At 71.2% G+C, this 24,174-nt stretch carries 20 protein-coding genes and 1 pseudogene; 7 read left to right on the forward strand and 14 right to left on the reverse strand.

Going from position 1 to position 24,174, the window contains the following annotated elements; translation table 11 throughout:
- Window positions 1-93 precede the first annotated feature (93 nt).
- Window positions 94-414 (reverse strand): hypothetical protein, encoded by a 321-nt coding sequence (locus IE308_RS20050; protein ID WP_190218991.1) that lies wholly within the window; start codon window positions 412-414, stop codon window positions 94-96.
- 329 nt (window positions 415-743) lie between these two features.
- Between IE308_RS20050 and IE308_RS20055 the strand changes: the two genes are divergently transcribed.
- Complete coding sequence (locus tag IE308_RS20055; protein ID WP_110628364.1) at window positions 744-1,271, forward strand: universal stress protein; 528 nt, start codon at window positions 744-746, stop codon at window positions 1,269-1,271.
- 133 nt (window positions 1,272-1,404) lie between these two features.
- Entirely contained in the window at window positions 1,405-1,965 is a 561-nt protein-coding gene (locus IE308_RS20060) for a GPR1/FUN34/YaaH family transporter (protein WP_110628363.1), read from the forward strand.
- Between the two features lie 220 nt (window positions 1,966-2,185).
- Here IE308_RS20060 and glmS read toward each other — a convergent pair whose 3' ends face one another.
- Together glmS and IE308_RS20070 are read right to left on the reverse strand one after the other, a co-directional pair.
- Window positions 2,186-4,003, reverse strand: coding sequence for a glutamine--fructose-6-phosphate transaminase (isomerizing) (glmS, locus tag IE308_RS20065; protein ID WP_110628362.1), 1,818 nt, complete (start codon window positions 4,001-4,003; stop codon window positions 2,186-2,188).
- A gap of 13 nt (window positions 4,004-4,016) precedes the next feature.
- Window positions 4,017-4,274, reverse strand: coding sequence for a hypothetical protein (locus tag IE308_RS20070; protein ID WP_110628361.1), 258 nt, complete (start codon window positions 4,272-4,274; stop codon window positions 4,017-4,019).
- 165 nt (window positions 4,275-4,439) lie between these two features.
- Between IE308_RS20070 and IE308_RS20075 the strand changes: the two are divergent.
- Window positions 4,440-6,004, forward strand: a pseudogene (locus tag IE308_RS20075) (purple acid phosphatase family protein).
- A gap of 30 nt (window positions 6,005-6,034) precedes the next feature.
- On the opposite strand, the gene IE308_RS20080 reads toward IE308_RS20075, so the two are convergent.
- Window positions 6,035-6,904, reverse strand: coding sequence for a DUF4429 domain-containing protein (locus IE308_RS20080; protein WP_190218992.1), 870 nt, complete (start codon window positions 6,902-6,904; stop codon window positions 6,035-6,037).
- A 114-nt stretch (window positions 6,905-7,018) separates the two neighbouring features.
- On the opposite strand from IE308_RS20080, the gene IE308_RS20085 reads away from it, so the two are divergent.
- Window positions 7,019-8,638, forward strand: coding sequence for a beta-N-acetylhexosaminidase (locus tag IE308_RS20085; protein ID WP_373314539.1), 1,620 nt, complete (start codon window positions 7,019-7,021; stop codon window positions 8,636-8,638).
- Window positions 8,639-8,697: 59 nt separating this feature from the next.
- Here IE308_RS20085 and IE308_RS20090 read toward each other — a convergent pair whose 3' ends face one another.
- The 10 genes from IE308_RS20090 to IE308_RS20135 all read right to left on the reverse strand — a co-directional run bounded on the left by IE308_RS20090 (window position 8,698) and on the right by IE308_RS20135 (window position 21,692).
- On the reverse strand, window positions 8,698-10,470 hold the full coding sequence (locus IE308_RS20090) for an IucA/IucC family protein (protein ID WP_190218993.1): 1,773 nt from the start codon (window positions 10,468-10,470) through the stop codon (window positions 8,698-8,700).
- Window positions 10,467-11,003 (reverse strand): GNAT family N-acetyltransferase, encoded by a 537-nt coding sequence (locus tag IE308_RS20095; RefSeq protein ID WP_110628356.1) that lies wholly within the window; start codon window positions 11,001-11,003, stop codon window positions 10,467-10,469. Before IE308_RS20095 ends, IE308_RS20090 begins: the two co-directional genes overlap by 4 nt.
- Window positions 11,000-12,283 (reverse strand): lysine N(6)-hydroxylase/L-ornithine N(5)-oxygenase family protein, encoded by a 1,284-nt coding sequence (locus IE308_RS20100; protein WP_229908965.1) that lies wholly within the window; start codon window positions 12,281-12,283, stop codon window positions 11,000-11,002. The genes IE308_RS20095 and IE308_RS20100 overlap by 4 nt, the downstream gene beginning before the upstream one ends.
- Complete coding sequence (gene desA / locus IE308_RS20105) at window positions 12,267-13,709, reverse strand: lysine decarboxylase DesA (RefSeq protein WP_110628354.1); 1,443 nt, start codon at window positions 13,707-13,709, stop codon at window positions 12,267-12,269. Before desA ends, IE308_RS20100 begins: the two co-directional genes overlap by 17 nt.
- A 136-nt stretch (window positions 13,710-13,845) precedes the next feature.
- The gene (locus IE308_RS20110) at window positions 13,846-14,745 is read right to left on the reverse strand and encodes a siderophore-interacting protein (protein WP_190218994.1); all 900 of its coding nucleotides are present in this window, start codon (window positions 14,743-14,745) and stop codon (window positions 13,846-13,848) included.
- Between the two features lie 138 nt (window positions 14,746-14,883).
- The gene (locus tag IE308_RS20115; protein ID WP_190218995.1) at window positions 14,884-15,939 is read right to left on the reverse strand and encodes an ABC transporter substrate-binding protein; all 1,056 of its coding nucleotides are present in this window, start codon (window positions 15,937-15,939) and stop codon (window positions 14,884-14,886) included.
- Between the two features lie 100 nt (window positions 15,940-16,039).
- Window positions 16,040-17,200, reverse strand: coding sequence for an acyl-CoA dehydrogenase family protein (locus tag IE308_RS20120; RefSeq protein ID WP_110628351.1), 1,161 nt, complete (start codon window positions 17,198-17,200; stop codon window positions 16,040-16,042).
- A 6-nt stretch (window positions 17,201-17,206) separates the two neighbouring features.
- The gene (locus IE308_RS20125) at window positions 17,207-18,148 is read right to left on the reverse strand and encodes a hydroxymethylglutaryl-CoA lyase (protein WP_190218996.1); all 942 of its coding nucleotides are present in this window, start codon (window positions 18,146-18,148) and stop codon (window positions 17,207-17,209) included.
- Window positions 18,145-20,061 carry an ATP-binding protein gene (locus IE308_RS20130; protein WP_190218997.1) on the reverse strand — a complete coding sequence of 639 codons (1,917 nt, stop codon included), beginning with the start codon at window positions 20,059-20,061 and terminating at the stop codon, window positions 18,145-18,147. The genes IE308_RS20125 and IE308_RS20130 overlap by 4 nt, the downstream gene beginning before the upstream one ends.
- A gap of 14 nt (window positions 20,062-20,075) precedes the next feature.
- Entirely contained in the window at window positions 20,076-21,692 is a 1,617-nt protein-coding gene (locus tag IE308_RS20135; protein WP_190218998.1) for a carboxyl transferase domain-containing protein, read from the reverse strand.
- Window positions 21,693-21,830: 138 nt separating this feature from the next.
- On the opposite strand from IE308_RS20135, the gene IE308_RS20140 reads away from it, so the two are divergent.
- The 3 genes from IE308_RS20140 (at window position 21,831) to IE308_RS20150 (ending at window position 24,160) form a co-directional block, all read left to right on the forward strand.
- Entirely contained in the window at window positions 21,831-22,436 is a 606-nt protein-coding gene (locus tag IE308_RS20140; protein ID WP_190218999.1) for an SACE_7040 family transcriptional regulator, read from the forward strand.
- 97 nt (window positions 22,437-22,533) lie between these two features.
- Window positions 22,534-22,896, forward strand: coding sequence for a hypothetical protein (locus tag IE308_RS20145; protein ID WP_190219000.1), 363 nt, complete (start codon window positions 22,534-22,536; stop codon window positions 22,894-22,896).
- Between the two features lie 106 nt (window positions 22,897-23,002).
- Window positions 23,003-24,160, forward strand: coding sequence for an acyl-CoA dehydrogenase family protein (locus tag IE308_RS20150; protein ID WP_103780830.1), 1,158 nt, complete (start codon window positions 23,003-23,005; stop codon window positions 24,158-24,160).
- The last annotated feature ends 14 nt before the right edge of the window (window positions 24,161-24,174 follow it).

Consider the following 24,174-nt stretch of genomic DNA (forward strand, 5'->3'; position numbering starts at 1 on the left):
CAGGTCAAACGGCGGATGGGGGGTGTCTTCGGGGGGTGATGCACGCGCGCCGGAAGTTGGCTGAAAAGAGTCGGGCCGGTGCGCAAAAACCGGTCACGTGACCGGTGTCTGTCCCCCGTCACCGGTACCGGCCCCTCCGGTGGTGTGCCGCCCGCCGCGGTGCGTCCCGGACCCCGTCCGCTGGTGCCGCCCCCGGTGCGGGGCGTGCCCCTCGGCGGCCGGGCGGGCCGCGCCGCGTTCGGACCGGCGCAGCAGCACCCGGCAGACGGCGGTGACGGCGGCTAGACCGAGGGCGGTGCCGCCGGCTCCGGCGAGGGAGGTGCCGTACCAGAGCAGGACCACGGGGACGAGGACGCAGCTGAAGGCGGCCCAGCGGACGACGTCGCTCGTGGGGTCCTGCGCGGGTGCGGGCATGGCGGTCTCCCTGGGAGTCCTGGGGTGGTGCGTCGCCGGGTTCAACGCGTGTTCGATCAGTCGGTCACTGTCCGTTGCGAGGCCGTGCGCGGTGCGTGATTTCCGCGCAAACCGCCTGTACGGGGCAGCAACCGTTGCGTCGCGGGCGCCCCCTCGTGCATGCTCCGGGGAACCCCCGCGGCGGGGGTCCGCAGATCTGGGCGAAGGAGGCGTGCCGCCGTACCCTTGGGGGTATGGGGTCGGGAAGACGTTTCCCGGACACAGCTCGAACCGCTCCGCCGCACACGGTCGTCCCACCCACACACAAGGATCACAACGCCGAGACAGCCATGGCCGGTCACGAATTCTTCGAACCCGCGGACCGCAAGCGGCCGGTCGCCGAACCGTCGGCGACGGATCCCCTGGCGGCCGAAGAGCCACGCCATGCGTGCGACCCCGCCTTCAAGCACGGCGTGGTCGTCGGCTTCGACGGCTCCACGTCCAGCGAGCGCGCCCTGGCCTACGCGATCGGCATGGCGCAGCGCTCCCGCGCGGGTCTGATCATCGTCCATGTCGCCAACCGGCTGCCCACCACCGTGTGGGCGGGCTGCGAGCCCCCCGTCTTCGTGGACGTGCCCGACCACCGCACCGAGGTCCTCGGTCTTGAGCTGGCCTGTGCGGACTATCTCGCCGAGGTGCCGTGGATCCTCGTCGAGCGGGGCGGCGACATCTGCCACGAACTCGAAGAGGTCGGCCAGGAGTACGAGGCCGACGCGATCGTCGTCGGCTCCACCCACGGCATCGTCGGCCGGATCTTCGGCTCGGTCGCGGGGCGGCTCGCCAAGCGGGCCAAGCGGCCCGTGATCGTCATTCCCTGACCCGACGGTTCGTCAATTCCCTTGCTGTGCAGTGCCCGAGCGTAAATCCACTCACGCGCAGAGGTTCTTTGTGCCCTTGTGAAGGGCATATACCGCTCACCGCACAACTGCACATGCACGAAGGGAGCCCGCCGTGGACAACGACGTCTCTGCGGGAAGCGGAATCACCACCGTGGTCGGCCGACTCGCCCTCGGTGTCACGCTGTTGGCCTTCGGACTCGGCACCACCGAGGTCATCGACGGCGTGACGGCGGCTGACGCCGTATCCATCGCCCAGTACGTGGGCGGCATCGCCCTCTTCCTCGCCGGCCTGCTGGCCCTCCGCGACCGTGACGCCGCCACGGGTACGGCGTACCCGGTGCTCGGCGCGCTCTGGTTCACCTGGGCCGTCCGGGCCGGCGACTCCGGCAACTCGGCCGGGCTGTTCCTGCTGCTGTTCGCCCTCGTGGCGCTCTCGCTGACCCTCGCCGGGGGCGACCAACTCGGCCAGGCGACCTACGGGTTGCTCTTCGTCGCCCTGGTGCTTCTCGCCATCGCGCGCTTCGCCGACAGCGACGTGCTCACCACGGCCGGCGGCTGGGTGGCCGTGGCCGCGGGTGCGGTGGCCTGGTACGCCGCGACCGCCGCGTCGGCCCACTGGCCGACGGCGCTGCCGCGGCGCGCGGCGGGCCGGGGTGTGACGGCCACCGGTTAGCTGCGCTGCCTGCGCCGGGGGTTGGGCGGCTTCCGGCGCCTTATGAGCGGACCCCCCGTGACTGGTGGCGTCACGTGGGGGTCCGTTCGCATGTGTGGCCGCTGCGGGTGCGTGGGGGCTTGTCGCGCAGTTCCCCGCGCCCCTGGGGCATGCACCTGGCCTCTGTCGTCAGCGGGGCCGCGGCCCTGGGGCATGCACTCGGCCCGCGGCCTCGGGTCGGCTACTCGACCGTTACCGACTTCGCCAGGTTGCGCGGCTTGTCGATGTCCCTGCCCAGGGCCTTGGCCGTGTGGTACGCCAGGAGCTGGAGGGGGATGCCCATCAGGATGGGGTCGAGTTCGTCCTCGTTCTTCGGGACGACGATCGTGTGGTCGGCCTTCTCCTGCGGCTGGTGGGCCACCGCCACGATCTGGCCGCTGCGGGCCTTGATCTCCTCCATGGCGGCGCGGTTCTTCTCCAGCAGGTCGTCGTCGGGGACGATCGCGACCGTGGGCAGGGCCGGCTCGATCAGGGCGAGCGGGCCGTGCTTCAGCTCGGAGGCGGGGTAGGCCTCGGCGTGGATGTAGGAGACCTCCTTGAGCTTCAGGGAGGCCTCGCGGGCGACCGGGTAGCCCCGGACGCGGCCGATGAAGAGCATCGAGCGGGCGTCGGCGAACTGCTCCGACAGCTTCTGGATGCCCTCCTCCTGCTCCAGGATCTCGGCGATCTGGGCGGGCAGCCTGCGCAGGCCCTCGATGATCCGCTTGCCGTCGCGGACGGAGAGGTCGCGGGTGCGGCCGAGGTGCAGGGCGAGCAGGGCGAAGGCCACGCAGGTGTTGGTGAAGCACTTGGTGGACACGACGCAGACCTCGGGGCCGGCGTGCACGTAGATGCCGCCGTCGGCCTCGCGGGCGATCGCCGAGCCGACGACGTTGACCACGCCGAGGACGCGGGCGCCCTTGCGCTTCAGCTCCTGGACGGCGGCCAGCACGTCGTACGTCTCACCGGACTGCGAGACGGCGATGTACAGGGTGTCGGGGTCGACGACCGCGTTGCGGTAGCGGAACTCCGAGGCGGGCTCGGCGTCGGCGGGGATGCGGGCCAGCTCCTCGATCATCTGGGCGCCGATCATGCCCGCGTGGTACGAGGTGCCGCAGCCGAGGATCTTCACGCGGCGGATCTGCCGGGCCTCGCGGGCGTCCAGGTTGAGGCCGCCGAGGTGCACGGTGGAGAAGCGGTCGTCGATGCGGCCGCGCAGGACGCGGTCGACCGCGTCGGCCTGCTCGAAGATCTCCTTGTGCATGTAGGTGTCGTGGCCGCCCATGTCGTAGGAGGCGGCCTCCCACTCGACGGTGGTGGGCTCGGCGGTGGTGCGCGTGCCCTCCGTCGTGTAGGTGCGGAAGTCGTCGGCCTTGAGGGTGGCCATCTCGCCGTCGTCGAGGGTCACGATCTGGCGGGTGTGGGCGACCAGCGCGGCGATGTCCGAGGCGACGAACATCTCCTTCTCGCCGATGCCGAGGACGACCGGCGAGCCGTTGCGGGCGACGACGATACGGTCGTTGAAGTCGGCGTGCATCACGGCGATGCCGTAGGTGCCCTCGACCACGCGCAGCGCCTCGCGGACCTTGTCCTCCAGCTTCTCGGCCTGCGCGCGGGCGATCAGGTGGACGAGGACCTCGGTGTCGGTCTCGGAGAGGAACTCGACGCCGTCCGCCTCCAGCTTGCGGCGCAGATCGGAGGCGTTGTCGATGATGCCGTTGTGGACGACGGCGACCTTGGACTCGGCGTCCAGGTGCGGGTGGGCGTTCACGTCGGACGGGGCGCCGTGGGTGGCCCAGCGGGTGTGGGCGATACCGGTGGTGCCCTTGAAGCGCGCCGGGACCTTGGCCTCCAGGTCGCGGACCCGGCCCTTGGCCTTGACCATCTTCAGGCCGGCCGTCTTCGGGGAGCTGACGACGATGCCCGCGGAGTCGTAGCCGCGGTACTCCAGGCGCTGCAGGCCCTCCAGGAGCAGGGGCGCGACGTCACGCTTCCCGATGTATCCGACGATTCCGCACATGTATATGTATTCCTCAGCCGTAGACGATGCGGCGCAGCTGCCGGAGCGACAGCTCCGGGGGTGCCACGGCGCGATAGCGCAGGTCCGCCGCGATCCGTTCGAAGATCGTCGCGTTCACCAGGCCCTGGGCCTGCAGCTCGCGGTGGCGGCGACGGACGAACTCCTCGGTCGTCTCGTCGAAGAACGCGAGAACGTCCTGGATCACCCGCAGCGCCTCGCCCCGGTTGAGGGGCGTCGTCCGCGTCAGATGATCGACCAGTTCGTCGTGCACCCGCTAGATCTTGGGGTAAGGGCGCCACTTTCGCAAGAAGCCTGCCCGATTTCGGGCAGGCGGCTGTTGAAGGACTCATGAGCGGCTGTTTGTCGGCTGTCCATCCGGCGTCCGGACTCCCGTTGCCCGAGGAGACGAGTTTCAGACGCCATGGACATTCCTCGCATGGGCGTACCCGAGCGGCTCGCCGGCCGCATGAGCATGGCCGAGCAGCACGAGTACCTGCGCGCCACCTTCTCGCGGCGCACGATGATCAGAGGCGGCGCCGTCACCCTCGGCGCCGTCGCGGGCGGCGCGTTCGTCACGGGCAGCACCGCCCAGGCCGCCGTACCCGCGCCGAGCGGCGCCCCCGCGGCCGAGACCGTCGACGGCGCCCTCGTCGCCCCCTTCGGCCGCCACCTCGCCTATGGCAACGACCCGCGCACCGAGATGACCATCTCCTGGCAGGTCCCGGTCGCCGTGAAGAAGCCGTTCGTGCGGATCGGCGCGCACCCCTGGGACCTCTCCCGCCGGATCGAGGCCGAGGTCCGCACCCTGCACACCCCGGCCGGCGTCGGCGCGAGCGGCGACCACACCCAGTACTACCTCACGCCAAGCTCACCCACCTGCGCCCCGGCCGCACCTACTACTACGGCGTCGGCCACGACGGCTTCGACCCGGCCGACGCCCACCTGCTCGGCACCCTCGGCACCTTCACCACCGCGCCCGCCCACAAGGCGCCGTTCACCTTCACCGCCTTCGGCGACCAGGGCGTCAGCTACCACGGCCTCGCCAACGACGCCCTCATCCTCGGCCAGCGGCCCGCCTTCCACCTGCACGCCGGCGACATCGCCTACGCCGACCCGTCCGGCGGCGGCAAGACCACCGACAGCGGCTTCGACGCCCGCGTCTGGGACCAGTTCCTGTACCAGACCGAGTCCGTCGCCAAGTCCGTCCCGTGGATGGTCAGCTACGGCAACCACGACATGGAGGCCTGGTACTCGCCCAACGGCTACGGCGGCCAGGAGGCCCGCTTCACCCTCCCCGACAACGGGCCGGACCGGAGGAACCTGCCGGGCGTCTACTCCTTCACCCACGGCAACACCGCGGTCATCTCCCTCGACCCCAACGACATCTCCTTCGAGATCCCCGCCAACCTCGGCATCTCCGGCGGCACCCAGACCCGGTGGTTCGAGGCGCAGCTGAAGAAGTACCGGGCGGCGAAGGACATCGACTTCGTCGTCGTCTTCTTCCACCACTGCGCCTACTGCACCTCCACCGCCCACGCCTCCGAGGGCGGCGTGCGCCAGGAGTGGGTGCCGCTGTTCGAGAAGTACCAGGTCGACCTGGTCATCAACGGCCACAACCACGTCTACGAGCGCACCGACGTCCTCAAGGGCGGCCGCGTCGCCAAGCAGCTCCCCATCGGCGGCACCGCCTACCCGGAGACCGACGGCGTCGTGTACGTGACCGCGGGCGCCGCCGGCCGGAGCCTGTACGCCTTCAGCGCCGAGCAGTCCTACGAGGGCCACGAGAAGGACCTCGGCTCCGTCGCCTCCTTCGTCTGCGTCCAGGGCGGCAAGCGGGCCGAGACCGTCGAGTGGTCCCGGGTCCGCTACCTCGACTACTCCTTCCTGCGCGTGGACGTCACGCCCGCCCCCAAGGGCCGCTACGCCACCCTGAAGGTGCAGGGCATCGCCGAGACGGGCGAGCGCGTCGACCACTTCACCGTGGCGCGGCGCGCCAAGTAGGCCGCGTCGTCATCCGCGTCCCCGGGAGGGTCACAGCCGCTTCAGCACCGCCTGCTTGGCCAGCGCGAACTCGTCGTCCGTCAGCACCCCGTCCCGGTGCAGCTCGCCGAGTTCGCGCAGCCGGCGCAGCAGGGCGTCGTGGTCGTCCCCGGCGACGACGGCCACGGTGTCCCGCGCCGGCGCCGCGGCCGCGGCACGCGCGGACGGATGGGGCAGCCGCGCCTGCACCGCCGCCGCGACCAGCGCCATCAGCGGGTCCTTCTTGAACCCCCACAGCTCCACCGCGTTCGGGTCGTACTTCGGCGGCGCCTTGGTCGCCGCGCCCCGCACCGCGAACCGCAGACAGCCGTTCTCCAGCCCGGCCGCGGGCCACCACTCCACGCCCTCGATGTCGGCGACCGCGAGCGTGCGGGCGCCCGCGGCGGCCTTCGCGTCCTCCGTCTTCCAGTTCCACTCCAGCCGTACGTGCTCCCCGTCGAAGCCCGCCGTGCCGTCCCCGGCCGACACCGACAGCGGCACCGCCGGCCCCGGCAGCAGGAAGGTGTCCACCGGCTCCGCCGGCACCTGCTCCAGCAGCAGCGCGTTGCGCACCTCGTCCGCGAAGTACTCGGCGACGCCGTACCGGTCCGGCTCCACGACCAGCTGGTACGGGTCGTGCGGCTCGGTCAGCCGGCCGCCCGTCGCGTGCAGCAGCGGATCGGCGCCGTCCCGCAGCCGCAGTCTCAGCCGCCCGCTCTTCTTCCCCTGCTCGAAGGAGATCCCCGCCAACGCCCCCAACGGGACGGTCAGTTCACCCAGGGTCCTGCGGAGAAGGCTGACGTTCTTGTCGCGTCCCGGCGTCAGCCGCAGGGCGTCGCCGTCGAAGGCCCACGTACCGTCCTTCTGGATGATTTCCGCCATGCACGGATTCTTCCACCGGCGCTGCACCCCTCGATCCGGCGGCGGCCCTGCGCGATAGTGGTCGGGAGGGTGGTCTATACCCCTCAGGTCCGACCCACCCCGAAGGGAGCGCACGTGAGACGGCAACGCCGAACGACTCCCCGCATCCGCAGGAGCCCCCGTCTGCACCGGCTGCTGGGCACCCTGCTGCTCGTGGCCGCGGCCGGTGTCTTCACCGCCGGGTCCGCCCCGGCCGCGGCGGCGGCCCCCGTCCCGCTGGACCAGGTGATCCCGGCGCCCGCCCAGGTGACGCCGGGCGGAGCGCCGTACCGCATCACCGCCGGCACCGCGATCCGCGTCGACCCCGACCCGGAGGCCCGCCGCGTCGCCGAGTACCTCGCCGGCATCCTGCGGCCGTCCACCGGCTACCGGCTGCCGGTCACCGCCCAGGGCAGCTCCGGCATCCGGCTGCGGCTCGCCGACGGCGGTCACGGCGCCGAGGGCTACCGCCTGGACAGCGACGCGGGCCGCGTCACCCTCACCGCCGCCACGCCCGCCGGCCTCTTCCACGGGGTGCAGACCCTGCGCCAGCTGCTGCCGGCCGCCGTCGAGAAGGACACCGTCCAGCCCGGCCCCTGGACCGTCGCCGGCGGCACGATCACCGACCACCCGCGCTACGGCTACCGCGGCGCGATGCTCGACGTCGCCCGCCACTTCCTCACCGTCGACCAGGTCAAGCGGTACATCGACCAGCTCTCCCTCTACAAGATCAACACCCTGCATCTGCACCTCAGCGACGACCAGGGCTGGCGCATCGCCGTCGACTCCTGGCCGCGCCTTGCGACCTACGGCGGCTCCACCCAGGTCGGCGGCGGCCCCGGCGGCTTCTACACCAAGGACGACTACCGCGAGATCGTCCGCCACGCCGCCTCGCGCTTCCTCCAGGTCGTCCCCGAGATCGACATGCCGGGCCACACCAACGCGGCCCTGGCCTCCTACGCCGAGCTGAACTGCGACGGCGTGGCGCCTCCGCTCTACACCGGCACCAGCGTCGGCTTCAGCTCGCTGTGCGTGCCGAAGGACGTCACCTACGACTTCGTGGACGACGTCCTGCGGGAGATCGCCGCGCTCACCCCGGGCCCGTACCTGCACATCGGCGGCGACGAGGCGCACTCCACCAGCCACGCGGACTACGTGGCGTTCATGAACCGGGTGCAGCCGCTCGTCGCGAAGTACGGCAAGACCGTCATCGGCTGGCACCAGCTCACCGGCGCCACCCCCGTCCCGGGCGCGCTCGCCCAGTACTGGGGCCTGGACTCCACCAAGGCCGCGGAGAAGGAGCAGGTCGCGCAGGCCGCGCGGAACGGCACCGGCCTGATCCTGTCGCCCGCCGACCGGATCTACCTCGACATGAAGTACGACAAGAACACCCGGCTCGGCCTGTCCTGGGCCGGCTACGTCGAGGTCAAGAGGTCCTACGACTGGGACCCCGGCACCTACCTGCCGGGCGCCCCCGCCTCCGCGGTCCGGGGCGTCGAGGCGCCGATGTGGACCGAGACCCTGCAGAAGTCGGCCGACCTGGAGTTCATGGCGTTCCCGCGGCTGCCCGGCGCGGCCGAGCTGGGCTGGTCGCCGGCGGCCGGCCACGACTGGGACGGCTACAAGGTGCGGCTCGCCGCGCAGGCCCCGCGCTGGGAGGCGCTCGGCATCGCCTACTACCGCTCACCGCAGGTGCCCTGGCCCACCGCCGGGTGACCGATACACGGACGGGCGCCCCGGTGGACCGTACACCGGGGCGCCCGTCTGCCCGGGGGTCACCGTCCCGCGAGGGGGTTCTCCAGGGTTCCCACCAGCTGCAGCGCGCCGGACGGATCGGCGAGGTCCACCATCTGCCGGTTGTCGCGCAGCTGGAGCCGGTTCAGGCAGGACAGCGCGAACTCCGGGGCGAACATGTCGTACTGCCGGAACTTCTCGGCCAGTTCGGGTGCCGCCGCCTGGTACTCGCGGGTCACCTCCGCGACCGTGTCCCAGAAGCCGTCCTCGGTGAGCACGCCCTCGGTGGCGAGCTGGGCCGCGAGGAAGCGGAAGAAGCAGTCGAAGACGTCCGTGAAGAGGGACAGCAGCTTCATGTCGTCCGGGACCTCGACGCGGATGCGGCGCACCTCCGGCGGCAGCACCGCGTCCGGGTCCATCACCGCGATCTCCTCGGCGATGTCCTTGTAGACCGCCCGCTGGACGACACCGTCCTTCAGGACCAGGATCACGTTCTCGCCGTGCGGCATGAACACCAGGTCGTAGGCGTAGAAGCTGTGCAGCAGCGGGGTGTAGTAGGCGCGCAGATAGCGGCGCAGCCACTCCTTCGCCGGCAGCCCCGACCGCTCGACCAGCGCGGCGGCGAAGCCGTGGCCCTCGTGGTCGACGTGCAGCAGCGAGGCCATCGTGGCGAGCTGCTCGCCGTCCTGGAGGGAGGGCACGGGGGACTCCCGCCACAGCGCGGCCAGCATCTTGCGGTACGGCGAGTAGCGGTCGGTGGCCCGCTCGTACTCCAGGTGCCGGTAGCCGACGGCGGCCCGCTCCCGGATGATCGTCAGGCCCGTCGACTTCAGCACCGGGTCGTTGTCGATCAGCTGGGCGAGCCAGTCGTTGATCGCCGGGGTGGCCTCCATGTAGGCGGCGGACAGGCCCCGCATGAAGCCCATGTTCAGCACGGACAGGGCCGTCTTGACGTAGTGCTTGTGCGGGCTGGTGGTGTTGAAGAAGGTGCGGATGGACTGCTGGGCCAGGTACTCGTCGTCGCCCTCGCCGAGGCAGACCAGGTGCCTGCGGGCCAGCTCGGCGGCGAAGGTGACGGTGAGCTTGTTCCACCACTGCCAGGGGTGGACCGGGATGAGCAGGTAGTCCGCCGGGTCCAGACCCTGCTCGGTCAGCCGCTTCGCGAACCGCTCGACGGTCGCCTCGCCCAGCTCCTGCCGGACGAAGGACTCGTACTCGATGCCGGCGCCGGCCGTGAACGCGGCCCGCGAGCGGTGCGCGGCCAGCCACACCAGCCGGACCGGGGACGCGGTCTCGGGGGCGTACGACAGGTACTCGTGGATGCCGAACCCGAGCCGGCCGTTGTTGGCGACGAAGCAGGGGTGGCCCTCGGTCATCCCGGTCTCGATGTCCTGGAAGCCCGCGCGGGTCAGCTCGGCCGCCGGTACCTGGGGCTTGGTGAGCTTGTAGCAGGTGCCGGAGAGGGTGGAGGAGATCTCCTCCAGGTAGACCGGCAGGATCTCGTCGCTCAGTCCGAGCGAGCCCTTCAGCTCGATGAAGAAGTCCAGCGCGGCGAGCGGCAGTTCCGTTCCCTCGCGGTGCCGGGATATGGAGTCGGCGTCTACCTGCCAGTGGTCGAGGGCCCGGCGGACGGCGCCGAAGCGGTACTCGGTGCGGCCGTCGTCGCTGCGGACGACGTACCGCCGCTCGCCGTCCGGCTCGGGCGTGACCAGCCGCTCGTGCGCGAACTCGGCGAGCGCCTTGCGGATGAGCCGGCGGTTGGCGCGGTCCCACAGCTCGGGCGTGAGGTGGGCGACGGCGTCGGCGAGGGTCATGCGGTCACCGCCTTCTCGAACTGCTCCCGGGTGCAGAAGCTGAGCAGGGCCCTCTTCTCCGGCTTCTGGATCTCCCGCTCGGGCACGAACCCGACCGCCGCGTTCAGCGCGTGGACGGCGGTGTTGCGCACGTCCGGCTCGACGACGACCCGCTCGACGGCCGGGTCCTCGAAGAGGTGGGCCATGACGGCGGTGATGACGGCCCGGGTGAAGCCGTGCTCGGGCGTGTCGGTCGCCGGGGTCAGGAAGTGCATGCCGATGTCCCCGGGCCGCGCCTCGTACAGCCCGGTCAGCTCGCGGTGGGCGGGGTCGTACTTCTCCATCAGGAAGGCCGGCTCCCCGTCGCGCAGCCCGAGCAGGGCGTCGTGGTGGGGGTCGGCGGCGATCTCCATGTAGGCCCGCTCGACGTCCTCCAGCCGGGCGTCCTGCATCATCCAGAACGCGGCCTTCGGGTGGGTGACCCAGGAGTGCAGCAGCTCGGCGTCCTTCAGGGGGTCCAGGGGGCGGAAGGTGAACGTCATGGCGGTGCTCATACGGAAAACTCCTGGAACGCGATCGTCTTCTCGACCGGGTAGTACTCGCTGCCGAGCAGCTCACGGATGATGCAGCTGTTGCGGTACGCGCCCATGCCCAGGTCGGGGCTGGTGATGCTGTGGGTGTGGACGCCGGCGTTCTGCAGGAAGACGCCGCGGCCGGTGATGTCGATGGCGTAGTTGCGGGCCACGTCGAAGTTGCCGTGGGAGTCGCGGACCAGGCGGTCGTGGACCGGCTTCAGGAATTCCGGTTCGGCGTAGGCGTAGCCGGTGGCCAGGACCAGGCCCTCGGTGGCGATCTCGTAGTCCTTCTCCTGTTCCTCCTGGCGGAAGGAGAGGGTGTACGTGCCGTGGTCGTGCCGTGCCGCGCGCAGGCAGGAGTTGGTGAGCAGGCGGGTGGGGACCGGGCCGGTGAGGTTCTTCTGGTAGAGCAGGTCGAAGATCTCGTTGACGAGGTCGCCGTCGATGCCCTTGAACAGGCCCTTCTGCTGCTGGACGAGGCGGTAGCGGGTCGCCTCGGGCAGGGCGCGGAAGTAGTCGATGTACTCGGGGGACGTCATCTCCAGCGTGAGCTTGGTGTACTCGAGGGGGAAGAACCGCGGGGAGCGGGTCACCCAGTTCAGCTGGTAGCCGTGGACGTCGATCTCGGAGAGCAGGTCGAGGTAGATCTCGGCGGCGGACTGGCCGGAGCCGACAATCGTGATCGACCGCTTGCGCTGGAGGGCGGCCTTGTTCTGCACGTAGCGGCTGTTGTGGAAGAAGTCGCCGCCCAGGCCGCGGACGGCGTCGGGGTAGTGCGGGGAGGTGCCGGTGCCGAGGACGAGGTGACGGCCGCGGTACGTCTTGCCGGTCGCGGTCCGCACGACGTAACTCTCGTCGCTCTCGTCGTACGTCACCTCCGTGACCGTCGTGCCGAAGCGGACGCTGCTCAGCTTGTTCGCGGCCCAGCGGCAGTAGTCGTCGTACTCGACGCGCAGCGGGTAGAAGTTCTCGCGGATGTAGAAGGAGTAGAGCCGGCCCTTCTCCTTGAGGTAGTTGAGGAAGGAGTACGGCGAGGTCGGGTCGGCGAGGGTGACCAGGTCGGACATGAACGGCGTCTGGAGGTGGGCGCCGTCGAGGAACATGCCGGCGTGCCACTCGAAGTCCGGCTTGGACTCCAGGAAGACGGCGTCCAGTTCGGCGATGGGCTCGGTGAGGCAGGCCAGGCCGAGGTTGAAGGGGCCGAGCCCGATGCCCACCAGGTCGTGGGTGCGTTCTCGGGTGTCAGCAGGCGCGGTCAAGGGAGTCTCCCAGGTACTGCTCGGCGTGGCCGGCGATCAGGTCGAGGACGGCGGCGATGTCGGCGGCCGTCGTCTCGGGGTTGAGCAGGGTGAACTTCAGGTAGTGGCGGCCGGCCACCTTGGTGCCCGCGACGACGGCGTCGCCGGAGGCGAACAGGGCTTTGCGGGCGTAGAGGTTGGCGCGGTCGATCTCGGCCGGGTCGGTGACGGCGGCCGGGATGTAGCGGAAGACCAGGGTGGAGAGGGACGGCTCGACGACCACGTCGTAGCGGGGGTCGGCGGCGAGCAGCCGCCAGCCCTGCTCCGCCAGGTCGCACACCTCGTCGAAGAGCTGCCCGATGCCGTCGGCGCCCATCACGCGCAGCGTCATCCACAGTTTCAGCGCGTCGAAGCGGCGGGTGGTCTGCAGGGACTTGTCCACCTGGTTGGGGATGCGTTCCTGCACCATGCGGCGCGGGTTGAGGTACTCGGCGTGGTAGGTGGCGTGCCGCAGGGTGGCCGCGTCGCGGACCAGGACGGCGGAGGAACTCACCGGCTGGAAGAAGGACTTGTGGTAGTCGACGGTGACGGAGTCGGCGCGCTCGATGCCGGCGAGGAGGTGCCGGCGGGTGGGGGAGACGAGCAGGCCGCAGCCGTAGGCGGCGTCGACGTGCAGCCAGGTGCCGTACTGGGCGCACAGCTCGGCGATCTCGGGCAGCGGGTCGAGGGAGCCGAAGTCGGTGGTGCCGGCGGTGGCGACGACGGCCATGGGGACGAGGCCGTCCCTGGCGCAGCGCTCCAGTTCGCGGGCGAGGGCGACGGTCTGCATCCGCTTGTCGTGGTCGACGGGGACGGTGATGACGGCGTCGGGGCCGAGGCCGAGGAGTTTCGCGGACTTCTTCACGCTGAAGTGGCTGACCTCGGAGGCGAGGACGCGCAGCCGGCCGAGGTCCTCGGTCTTGGCCTCCTCGCGGGCGAGCAGCAGCGCCTGGAGGTTGGACTGGCTGCCGCCGGAGGTGAAGACGCCGTCGGCGTTGGCGCCGAGGCCGATGCGCTCGGCGGTCCAGTCGATGAGCCGGCGCTCGATGAGGGTGCCGCCGGCGGACTGGTCCCAGGTGTCGAGGGAGGAGTTGACCGCGGACAGGACGGCCTCGCCGAGCACCGCCGGGATGACGACCGGGCAGTTGAGGTGGGCGAGGTAGCGGGGATGGTGGAAGTAGACGGCGTCGCGGAGGTAGACCTCCTCCAGCTCGTCCAGGACCGCCGAGGTGTCGCCCAGCGGGCGGTCCAGGTCGATCCGCTCGATGCGGGGGGCGAGGGCGTCGACGGTGACGCCGGTGAACGGACGGTCGGTGGTGGCGAGTTTGGCCGCCACCCGCTCTACTCCTTCGGTCACGGAGCGGCGGTAGTGCTCCGCCGTGAGGTCATTGAGCAGGTGCGAGCGCATGTGGGGGTCCTCCGGTGGGGACAGTCCGGGTGGGTGCGGCCGGGTCCGAACGAGATCAACTTAGGTTAGCCTAACCTAAATTAGAAGGTGCTGGGCATGCCTGTGCCGTGACGGGTGTCACGGTCACGGCAGGGGGCTACTCCGAGGCGCGCAGCTCTTCCTCCGTCAGGCCCCGGCGCCAGTAGCCGACGAAGGTGACGCGGCGGCGGTCGAAGCCGCGCTCGCCGACGAGGTGCCGGCGCAGCGCCTTCACGCACGACGACTCGCCCGCGATCCAGGCGTACGGACGCCCGGCGGGCGGGAGCTGGGCGGCGCGGAGGGCGCCGAGGGCCATGGGGATGGGGGCACCTCCCACGCCTTTCGGGCAGTGGGGGACCTCGGCGCGGTCGGTGGAGGACGGTCCGTCGTGGACCAGCCAGGTGATCTCCGCGTCGGCCGCCGTCTCCAGGTCCTGGATGTCCCCGGCGTCGTGCACCTCCAGCCACACCCGGGCGGGCAGACCGGCGGGCAGGCTTTCGAGGATCGCGGAGACGGCCGGCAGCGCGGTCGCGTCGCCCCAGATCACCACGAGGTCGGTGTCCCCGGGCGGGCGGAAGCGGATCGCGCGGTTGTCGGCGATCGCCGGGCCGAGCAGCAGCACCCGGTCACCGGCGGCGGCGCGGGCGGCCCAGCGGGAGGCCGGCCCGGCGGGCACGGCCGCGCCCGGCCCGACGCCGTGCAGGACGAAGTCGATGTCGATCTCGTCGGGGTCGCGGCGCAGCGCGCGCAGGGTGTACGAGCGCATCACGGCCCGTACGTCGTCCGGGAGTTCACGCCAGGCCTGCCACCAGCCGTCGCCCAGCTCCACGGGGACGACGGGCTCGGGCTGGCCCGGGTGCGGCAGGAACAGCGACAGGCTCTGGTCGCGTCCGTCGGAGTGGAAGGCGGCCAGGTCGGGCCCGCCGAAGGTGACCCGGACCAGAGACGGGCCGAGCCGCCTCGTCCGTACGACCTGGAGGGAGAAGAAACGGAACGGGGCGGCTACGGCCGTGGTCATGAGGGCTCCTGTTATCGGGCGGGAGGTCGGCTGACCCAGGGGCGCGGGGAACTGCGCGACCAGCCACGGACGGGCCGCGGCCGGAGAGCGGCGAAGTGCCCCGACGGCGCGCACGGGTTGCCCTCCCGGCGGTACATGTCAGCTGACCTTCTTGGCCTTCTCGATCGCCTCGGCGAGGGATTCGAGCAGCGGCGCGCACTTGTCGTAGGAGAGGATCGGCTCGGGGTTGCGGGCGATGACCTGGCCGGCCTTGACCGCGGGCAGCTTCTTCCAGGTGCCCTCGGTGATGTCGGCGGGCTGGATGGCCTGCGTGCGGTTGTCCATCATGATGATGTCCGCCGGGTACTTGTCGACGTTCTCCCAGCTCAGCGACTCGTACCAGCCGCCACCGCCGTTGGCCTGCTTGGCGCTCTCCGGCGGCTCGACGAAGTTCACGCCGAGGGACTTGAAGTACTCCAGGTCGATGGAGAGGTTGGTGCCGGAGACGTAGAAGATGTCCTGGCTGGCGGAGCCGACCAGCACCTTGATGTCCGGCTTGGCCTTCGCGGCGGCGCGCAGCCGGGCCGCCGCGTCCTCGAACCGCTTCTTGGCCTGGGTGAACTTCGCGGAGGTCACGTCACCGCCGAGCGACTTGGCGAGTTCCACCATCCGCTGGAGCGGCTGGGTCAGCTGGCGGTCGTAGACGGAGATGCCGACGCTCGGCGCGCCGACGGCCTCGATCTTCTTCTTCGACTCCTCCGGGACGTACCAGAGGGTGCCGGTGTCGTCGAACATCGTGGAGATGAGCGCGTCCGGGGCGAGCGCGGCGTACTTCTCGATGTTGAACTGGCCCCACTCGTTGCCGAGGTTGGTCACCTTGGTGACGTCGAGGTCGCCGGCCTGGACGTCGGGCTTGCCGTCCTTGGTGGTGGTCGGGCCGAAGACGCCCTTGGCCTCGACGCCGTAGTCGTGCAGGGCGGCGGCCACGCCGATGAAGGCGACGATGTTCGCGGGGACCTTGTCGGCCTTCACACTCTGGCCGCGGTCGTCCTTGAAGGTCCAGGGGCCGGACTTGGCGGCCGCCGTCTCCTTGCCCGCCGAGCCCCCGTCTTTCTCGTCGTCCCCGCACGCTGCGAGCGCGGCACCGAGGCCGAGTGCGCCGCCCGCGGCCAGGATGCCGCGGCGGGTGAGGTGGGAGGCTCTGGCGTTGGGCATGGGTATGACTGCTTTCGAACGGGGCGGAGCGCCCGCCGGACAAGTTCGAAGGTAGGTTAGCCTAACCTCATCACTTGTCCAGAGGGCGCCCCCTCGGGTCTCAGCCCACGAGACCCAACTCCCGCGCGATCAGCATGCGTTGCACCTCGCTCGTGCCCTCGCCGATCTCCAGGATCTTGGAGTCGCGCCACATGCGGGCCACCGGGTACTCGTTCATGAAGCCGTAGCCGCCGTGGATCTGCGTGGCGTCGCGGGCGTTGTCGACGGCGACCGTGGAGGAGTGCAGCTTGGCCAGCGCCGCCTCCTTCTTGAAGGGCTCCCCGGCGACCAGCCGGGCCGCCGCGTCACGCCAGGCGAGGCGGGCTGTGTGGGCCTTCATCTCCATGTCGGCGATCTTGAACTGGATGGCCTGGTTGGCGCCGATCGGCCGGCCGAAGGCGTGCCGCTCCTTGGCGTACTTGACCGACTCGTCCACGCAGCCCTGGGCCAGGCCCGTGGCGAGCGCGGCGATCGCGATCCGGCCCTCGTCGAGGATGCGCAGGAACTGCGCGTAACCCCGGCCCTCCTCGCCCAGCAGGTTCGCGGCCGGGACCCGCACGTCCTGGAAGGACAGTTCACGGGTGTCCGACGCGTTCCAGCCGACCTTCGAGTACGGCGGCGCCACCGTGAAGCCCGGCGTGCCCGACGGCACGATGATCGCCGAGATCCGCGGCCGGCCGTCCGGCTTGCGGCCGGTGACCGCCGTGACCGTGACCAGGCCGGTGATGTCGGTGCCCGAGTTGGTGATGAAGCACTTCGTGCCGTTGATCACCCACTCGTTCGTCGACTCGTCGAGGGTGGCCGTCGTGCGCGTCGCGCCCGCGTCGCTGCCGCCGTCCGGCTCCGTCAGGCCGAACGCGCCCAGGATCTCGCCCGCGCACAGCCGCGGCAGCCACTCCCGCTTCTGCTCGTCCGTGCCGAACAGGTGGATCGGCATGGCGCCCAGTGAGACACCCGCCTCCAGGGTGATCGCGACGGACGAGTCCACCCGGGCCAGCTCCTCCAGCGCCACGCCCAGGGCGAGGTAGTCGCCGCCCATGCCGCCGTACTCCTCCGGGAACGGCAGCCCGAACAGGCCCATACGGCCCATCTCGCGCACGATCTCGTACGGGAACTCGTGCCGCTCGTAGAAGTCGCCGATCTTCGGTGCGACCACGTCGTGCGCGAACTCCTCGACCGTGCGGCGGAGTTCCTCCAGCTCGGGGGAGAGTCGGTAGTCCATCGTTTCTCACTGCTCCTGGTGGGAGAGGGCTCGGACGGTGCGGGACGGGCTGGGTCGGCCCAGTTGGTCGGCCATCCACACGCTGGTGGCGACGAGACGGCCGAGGTCGACTCCGGTGTCGATGCCGAGGCCCTGAAGCATCCACACGAGGTCTTCGGTGGCGAGATTGCCGGTCGCGGACTTGGCGTACGGGCAGCCGCCCAGGCCGCCCGCGGAGGCGTCGACGGTGGTGACGCCGTGCCGGAGCGCGGCCAGGGTGTTGGCGAGGGCCTGGCCGTAGGTGTCGTGGAAGTGCACGCCGAGTGCCTCGGTGGGCACGCCCTCCCCGTTCAGCGCGGTGAGCAGGGACGTCACATGGCCCGGCGTCGCCACGCCGATGGTGTCGCCGAGGCTCAGCTCGTCGCAGCCCATGTCGAGCAGCGCCCGGCAGACCCGCACCACCTGCGGGACGGGCACCGGACCCTCCCACGGGTCGCCGAAGCACATCGACAGATAGCCGCGGACGTGCACCTGCTCGGCCTTCGCCCGGGACACCACCGGCTCGAACATGGCCAGCGCCTCGTCGACCGTGCGGTTGAGGTTGGCCTTGGCGAAGGACTCCGTCGCGCTGGCGAACACGGCGACCCGGCGGGCGCCGAGCGCGAGCGCGCGGTCCAGGCCGCGTTCGTTCGGCACCAGCACCGGCAGGTCCACCGGCAGGCCGGCGACCTGCGGGAACAGCTGCTCGGCGTCCGCGAGCTGGGGCACCCACCTGGGGTGGACGAAGCTCGTCGCCTCGATCGTGGTCAGGCCCGCGTCGGCGAGGCGGCGCACGAACTCCGCCTTCACCTCGGTCGGTACGGCCGTCTTCTCGTTCTGCAGGCCGTCCCGTGCGCCCACCTCGTGGATCCGCACCCGCCCGGGCAGGCCCTCGGCGGGGACGGTCATCGGCAGTCCGGGGGCGGTCATCCCGCCACCTCCTCGTGCGGTGCGATCACGGCCAGCACCTGGTCCATGGCGACCGTGGTGCCCGGCGTGACGTCCAGCTCGGCGACCGTGCCGGCGTGCGGGGCGGAGATGACGTGCTCCATCTTCATCGCCTCCACCACCAGCAGGCTCTGCCCGGCGGCCACCTCGTCGCCGACCGCGACCTTCACCACCGTCACCGTGCCGGGCATCGGCGCGGTGAGCGAGTCGGCGCCCGCGTGCCCGGAGCGCGTCAGGGAGGCCGCGACCGGGTCGTGGTCCCGGACGTGCCAGGCGTCGCCGTCGCGGCCCAGCCAGTCGGCCGCGCGGTGGAACGTGTGGCGGACGCCGTCGAGGGTGACGGTGACACGGTCCTCGGTGACGGTGTGCGTGCCGCGCGGGGCGTACTCCACCGGCTCGGTGACCCGCAGCGGGAAGCTCACGGGCTTCGGCTCACCGCCCAGCCGCCACCCGCTCGGCACCGAGAACGGGTCGATCCAGCCGTCCGTGGCCGGCTTCAGCCCCTCCAGCCGTACGGCCGCCGCCGCCTCGTACACCTCCTCCGGGACGTCCGTCGGCACCAGGTCGTCGACCACCCGCTCGACCAGGCCCGTGTCCAGGTCGCCGGAGACCACGTCCGGGTGGGCCAGCAGCCGCCGCAGGAACCCGGCGTTGGTCTGCACGCCCAGCGTCACCGTCTCCGCCAGGGCCGCCCGCAGGCGGCGCAGCGCCGTCGCGCGGTCGGGGCCGTAGGCGATGACCTTCGACAGCATCGGGTCGTACAGGCTGCCGACCTCGGTGCCCTCGGTGAGCCCGGAGTCGGTGCGCACGCCGTCGCCCTGCGGTTCGCGCAGCCGCAGCACCCGGCCGCCCGAGGGCAGGAAGCCGCGGGCCGGGTCCTCGGCGCAGATCCGCGCCTCGACCGCGTGCCCGGTGAGCGTGACGTCCTCCTGGCGGAAGCCCAGCGGCTCCCCGGCGGCCACCCGCACCTGCCACTCCACCAGGTCCAGGCCGGTGATCAGCTCGGTCACCGGGTGCTCCACCTGGAGGCGGGTGTTCATCTCCATGAAGTAGTACTGCGAGGGGTCGCCGCCCGGCACGATGAACTCCACCGTGCCCGCGCCGCGGTAGCCGCAGGAGCGGGCCGCCTGCACGGCTGCCTCGCCCATCGCCGCGCGCGTCGCCTCGTCCAGCAGGACGCTCGGCGCCTCCTCGACGATCTTCTGGTGGCGGCGCTGCAGCGAGCACTCGCGCTCGCCGAGGTGGACCACGCCCCCGTGGCCGTCGGCCAGGACCTGGATCTCGATGTGCCGGGGACGGTCGATCCACCGCTCCACCAGCAGGGTGTCGTCGCCGAAGGAGGCACGGGCCTCGCGGCGGGCAGCGGCGATCTCGTCGTCCAGGACGTCCAGGTCCCGCACCAGCCGCATGCCCTTGCCCCCGCCGCCCGCGCTGGGCTTCAGCAGCACGGGCGCGCCCAGCTTGCGGGCCGCCTCGGCCAGCTCCGGGTCGCGGCCGCCGGGCACCACCGGCACGCCCGCGGCCTGCACGGTCTCCTTCGCCCGGATCTTGTCGCCCATCAGGGCGATCGCGTCGGCCGGCGGGCCGATGAAGACCAGCCCGGCCTCCTCGCAGGCGCGCGCGAAGGCGGCGTTCTCGGCCAGGAAGCCGTAGCCCGGGTGGACGGCCTGGGCGCCGGTGCGGGCGGCGGCATCCAGCAGCCGCTCGACGGACAGATAGCTCTCCGTCGCGGGCGGCGGGCCGATCCGCACCGCCGTGTCGGCCTCCCGGACGTGCCGGGCGTCCGCGTCGGCGTCGGAGTACACGGCCACCGAGCGGATGCCCATCGACCGCAGCGTGCGGATGACCCGGACCGCGATCTCGCCGCGGTTGGCCACGAGTACGGTGTCGAACATCGAAGTCCCCCTCCTCACATCCGGAAGACGCCGAACTGGGGGTCACCCAGGGGCGCGTTGCCGCAGGCCGTCAGCGCCAGGCCCAGCACCTGCCGGGTCTGCAGCGGGTCGATGACCCCGTCGTCCCACAGCCGGGCCGTGGCGTAGTAGGCGTTGCCCTGGCGCTCGTACTGGGCGCGGATCGGGTCCTTGAACGCCTCCTCGTCCTCGACGGGCCACTCCTCGCCGCGCGCTTCCAGCTGGTCCCGCTTGACCGTGGCCAGCACCGACGCGGCCTGCTCGCCGCCCATGACGGAGATCTTGGCGTTGGGCCACATCCACAGGAAGCGGGGCGAGTAGGCCCGGCCGCACATCGAGTAGTTGCCCGCGCCGTACGACCCGCCGACCACCACGGTCAGCTTCGGCACGCGCGTGCACGCCACCGCCGTGACCATCTTGGCGCCGTGCTTGGCGATGCCGCCCGCCTCGTAGTCCTTGCCGACCATGAACCCGGAGATGTTCTGCAGGAACACCAGCGGGATGCCGCGCTGGTCGCACAGCTCGATGAAGTGGGCGCCCTTCTGGGCGGACTCGGAGAAGAGGATGCCGTTGTTGGCGACGATCCCGACGGGGTGGCCCATGATCCGGGCGAAACCGGTGACCAGGGTCTGCCCGAACTCGGCCTTGAACTCCGCGAAGCGGGAGCCGTCGGTGACGCGGGCGATGATCTCGCGGACGTCGTAGGGGGTGCGGGAGTCCACCGGCACCGCGCCGTACAGGCCGTAGGGGTCCACCTTCGGCTCGACGGCGGGCTCCACCGTCCAGGGGAAGTCTCCGCGCGCGGGGAGCGTGGAGACGATGGTGCGCACGATCCGCAGCGCGTGCGCGTCGTCCTCCGCGAGGTGGTCGGTGACGCCGGAGACCCGGGAGTGCACCTCGCCGCCGCCCAGCTCCTCGGCGGTGACGACCTCGCCGGTCGCGGCCTTCACGAGCGGCGGGCCGCCCAGGAAGATCGTGCCCTGGTTGCGGACGATGACCGCCTCGTCGCTCATCGCCGGGACATACGCGCCGCCGGCCGTGCAGGAGCCGAGCACCGCCGCGATCTGCGGGATGCCGGCGCCGGACATCCGGGCCTGGTTGTAGAAGATCCGCCCGAAGTGCTCCCGGTCCGGGAACACCTCGTCCTGCATCGGCAGGAACGCGCCGCCCGAGTCCACCAGGTACAGGCAGGGCAGCCGGTTCTCCAGCGCCACCTCCTGGGCGCGCAGGTGCTTCTTCACCGTCATCGGGTAGTACGTGCCGCCCTTGACGGTGGCGTCGTTGGCGACGATCACGCACTCGCGCCCGCTGACCCGGCCGATCCCGGCGATCACCCCGGCGGCCGGGGCCTCGTCGTCGTACATCCCGTCCGCCGCGAGCGGCGCCAGCTCCAGGAAGGGCGAGCCCGGGTCCAGGAGGCTGTCCACCCGGTCCCTCGGCAGCAGCTTGCCGCGCGCGGTGTGCCGCGCCCTGGCCTTCTCGCCCCCGCCGAGCCGCGCCCGCGCCAGCTTGGCGTGCAGTTCCTCCACGAGTGCGCGGTGCGCCTGCTCGTTGGCCTGCCAGGCCGCCGACGCGGGATCCGCCGCGCTCGTCAGCTCCGGTGCCTCTTGCATCCTTGCGGTCCCCTCACCCAGCGATCGTGTCGTTGGTCGTCCGTGATCGTGACTGTTCCGGTGATCGTGACTGTTAATGAGCGTTAACCATTTCCTCCAGGTTAACGACCGCTAACTCGGCTGTCTAGAATTGCTTCCATGGCCACCAGAACCGACGCCCCGACCCGCCGCGAGCAGATCCTCAAGGAAGCCGCCCGGCTCTTCGCCGACCGCGGCTTCCACGGCGTCGGCGTGGACGAGATAGGCGCCGCCGTCGGCATCAGCGGGCCCGGGCTGTACCGGCACTTCCCGGGCAAGGACGCGATGCTCGCCGAGCTGCTGGTGGGGATCAGCGGACGGCTGCTGACGGGGGCGAAGCGGCGGCTGGCCGAGGCCGACGGGGAGACCTCCTCGCAGATCCTGGACTCGCTGATCGAGGGCCACATCGACTTCGCCCTCGACGACCGGCCCCTCATCACCCTGCACGACCGGGAGCTGGACCGCCTCCGGGACAGCGACCGCAAGCTGGTCCGCCAGCTCCAGCGGCAGTACGTCGAGCTGTGGGTCCAGGTGGTCCGCGAGGTCTATCCGGGCCTCGCCGAGCCCACCGCCCGTTCGGCGGTCCACTCCGTCTTCGGCCTGCTCAACTCCACCCCGCACCTCGGCCGCGCCGGCACCCTGCCGGGCCGCGGCACCACGGCCGCGCTGCTGCACCGGATGGCCCGGGGGGCGTTCGCGGCGGCCGAGGCGGAGTCGCGCGCGTAGAGCGCAAGGTCAACTCCTCGCCATATCGCCACAGTTGGCCCCCCGTGGCGGCGTAGCATCGACCGCCGGTGCTCACTCGCTGATCGGGGGACAACCCATGCAACGTCCGGACGACCGCACCGCCTCGGCCCTGCGCTTCACGACCGAACTCATCGCCTGGGTCGCCACCCCCTGGGCACTGGCCCCGCACTCCTGGGTGCTCGCCGTGCTGTCCGTGGTGGTGCTGATCGGCCTGCCGACCGTCTTCACCACTCCGGGGGACAAGCCGCACAACGGGATGGTGCCGGTGCCGGGCTGGGTCACCATCGCCCTGGTGCTGCTCCAGCTCGTCGCGGCCGTGATCTCCTCCTGGGTCGCCTGGCCGGCCTGGGCGGCCGTCGTGGTGTCCGCGCTGGCCGCCGTCTGCCTCGTCACCGAGCGCCGCCGCTGGCAGTGGCTGCTGGCGGCCGACCGGGCGTGACGAGCGTTACGGAGGGTCCCCTCTGGACGCGCCTCCCTACCCGCCGGTACGGTTGAGTGAGCAAGCGCTTAGACATGCCGAGTGTCAGGTACGTGGAGGTGGCGGCGTGCGCCGTACGGTGTTCAACGAGGATCACGAGGCGTTCCGGGAGACCCTTCGCGCCTTCATCGAGGCCGAGGTCGTTCCCGTCTACGACGAGTGGTTCGCAGCCGGCCAGGCGCCGCGCGACTTCTACTACAAGCTCGGTGAGCTGGGCATCTTCGGCATCAACGTGCCCGAGGAGTACGGCGGCGCCGGCCTGGACAGCCACAAGTTCGAGGCCGTGCTGTACGAGGAGACCGCCCGCGCGGGCGTCCAGTTCGGCGGCTCCGGCGTGCACGTGCTGCTCGCCCTGCCGTACATCAAGATGCTGGCGACGGACGAGCAGAAGAAGCGCTACCTGCCGAAGTTCGTCACCGGCGAGGAGATGTGGGCCATCGCGATGACCGAGCCGGGCACCGGCTCCGACCTCGCGGGCATGAAGTCCACCGCCAAGCTCTCCGAGGACGGCACGCACTACATCCTCAACGGCGCCAAGACCTTCATCACCGGCGGCGTCCACGCCGACCGCGTCATCGTCTGCGCCCGCACCGCCGCGCCGACCGCCGAGGACCGCCGCCACGGCATCTCCCTGTTCGCCGTGGACACCAAGTCCGAGGGCTACTCCATCGGCCGCAAGCTGGACAAGCTCGGTCTGCGCACGTCCGACACCGCCGAGCTGGCGTTCGTCGACGTGAAGGTGCCCGTCGAGGACCTGCTGGGCGAGGAGAACAAGGGCTTCTACTACCTCGGCCACAACCTCGCCTCCGAGCGCTGGGGCATCGCCTTCGGCGCCTACGCGCAGGCCAAGGCCGCCGTCCGGTTCGCCAAGCAGTACGTGCAGGAGCGCACCGTCTTCGGCAAGCCGGTCGCCCACTTCCAGAACACCAAGTTCGAGCTGGCCGCCTGCCAGGCCGAGGTCGACGCCGCCGAGGCCGTCGCCGACCGCGCCACCGAGGCGCTGGACGCCGGCGAGCTGACGCCCGCCGAGGCCGCCTCCGCCAAGCTGTTCTGCACCGAGGTCGCCCACCGCGTCATCGACCGCTGCCTCCAGCTGCACGGCGGCTACGGCTACATGAACGAGTACCCGATCGCCCGCCTGTACGCGGACAACCGCGTCAACCGCATCTACGGCGGCACCAGCGAGATCATGAAGACGATCATCGCCAAGGACATGGGCCTGTAGGACGCCGGTCACCC

Origin of the sequence: Streptomyces griseosporeus, from assembly GCF_014656055.1 — a bacterium.
Lineage (GTDB): Bacteria > Actinomycetota > Actinomycetes > Streptomycetales > Streptomycetaceae > Streptomyces > Streptomyces griseosporeus.

Excerpts from the sequence above, each read along its gene's own strand:
- desA (WP_110628354.1), bottom strand. The coding sequence starts at position 13,709 with ATGCGCTCGCACCTGCTCAATGACCTCACGGCGGAGCACTACCGCCGC.
- glmS (WP_110628362.1), bottom strand. The coding sequence starts at position 4,003 with ATGTGCGGAATCGTCGGATACATCGGGAAGCGTGACGTCGCGCCCCTG.
- IE308_RS20095 (WP_110628356.1), bottom strand. The coding sequence starts at position 11,003 with ATGAGCACCGCCATGACGTTCACCTTCCGCCCCCTGGACCCCCTGAAG.
- IE308_RS20090 (WP_190218993.1), bottom strand. The coding sequence starts at position 10,470 with ATGACCCTCGCCGACGCCGTCGCCCACCTCACGCCCGAGCTGTGGGAC.
- IE308_RS20145 (WP_190219000.1), top strand. The coding sequence starts at position 22,534 with ATGCAACGTCCGGACGACCGCACCGCCTCGGCCCTGCGCTTCACGACC.
- IE308_RS20050 (WP_190218991.1), bottom strand. The coding sequence starts at position 414 with ATGCCCGCACCCGCGCAGGACCCCACGAGCGACGTCGTCCGCTGGGCC.
- IE308_RS20115 (WP_190218995.1), bottom strand. The coding sequence starts at position 15,939 with ATGCCCAACGCCAGAGCCTCCCACCTCACCCGCCGCGGCATCCTGGCC.
- IE308_RS20130 (WP_190218997.1), bottom strand. The coding sequence starts at position 20,061 with ATGTTCGACACCGTACTCGTGGCCAACCGCGGCGAGATCGCGGTCCGG.
- IE308_RS20055 (WP_110628364.1), top strand. The coding sequence starts at position 744 with ATGGCCGGTCACGAATTCTTCGAACCCGCGGACCGCAAGCGGCCGGTC.
- IE308_RS20080 (WP_190218992.1), bottom strand. The coding sequence starts at position 6,904 with ATGGCGGAAATCATCCAGAAGGACGGTACGTGGGCCTTCGACGGCGAC.
- IE308_RS20120 (WP_110628351.1), bottom strand. The coding sequence starts at position 17,200 with ATGGACTACCGACTCTCCCCCGAGCTGGAGGAACTCCGCCGCACGGTC.
- IE308_RS20140 (WP_190218999.1), top strand. The coding sequence starts at position 21,831 with ATGGCCACCAGAACCGACGCCCCGACCCGCCGCGAGCAGATCCTCAAG.
- IE308_RS20125 (WP_190218996.1), bottom strand. The coding sequence starts at position 18,148 with ATGACCGCCCCCGGACTGCCGATGACCGTCCCCGCCGAGGGCCTGCCC.
- IE308_RS20110 (WP_190218994.1), bottom strand. The coding sequence starts at position 14,745 with ATGACCACGGCCGTAGCCGCCCCGTTCCGTTTCTTCTCCCTCCAGGTC.
- IE308_RS20135 (WP_190218998.1), bottom strand. The coding sequence starts at position 21,692 with ATGCAAGAGGCACCGGAGCTGACGAGCGCGGCGGATCCCGCGTCGGCG.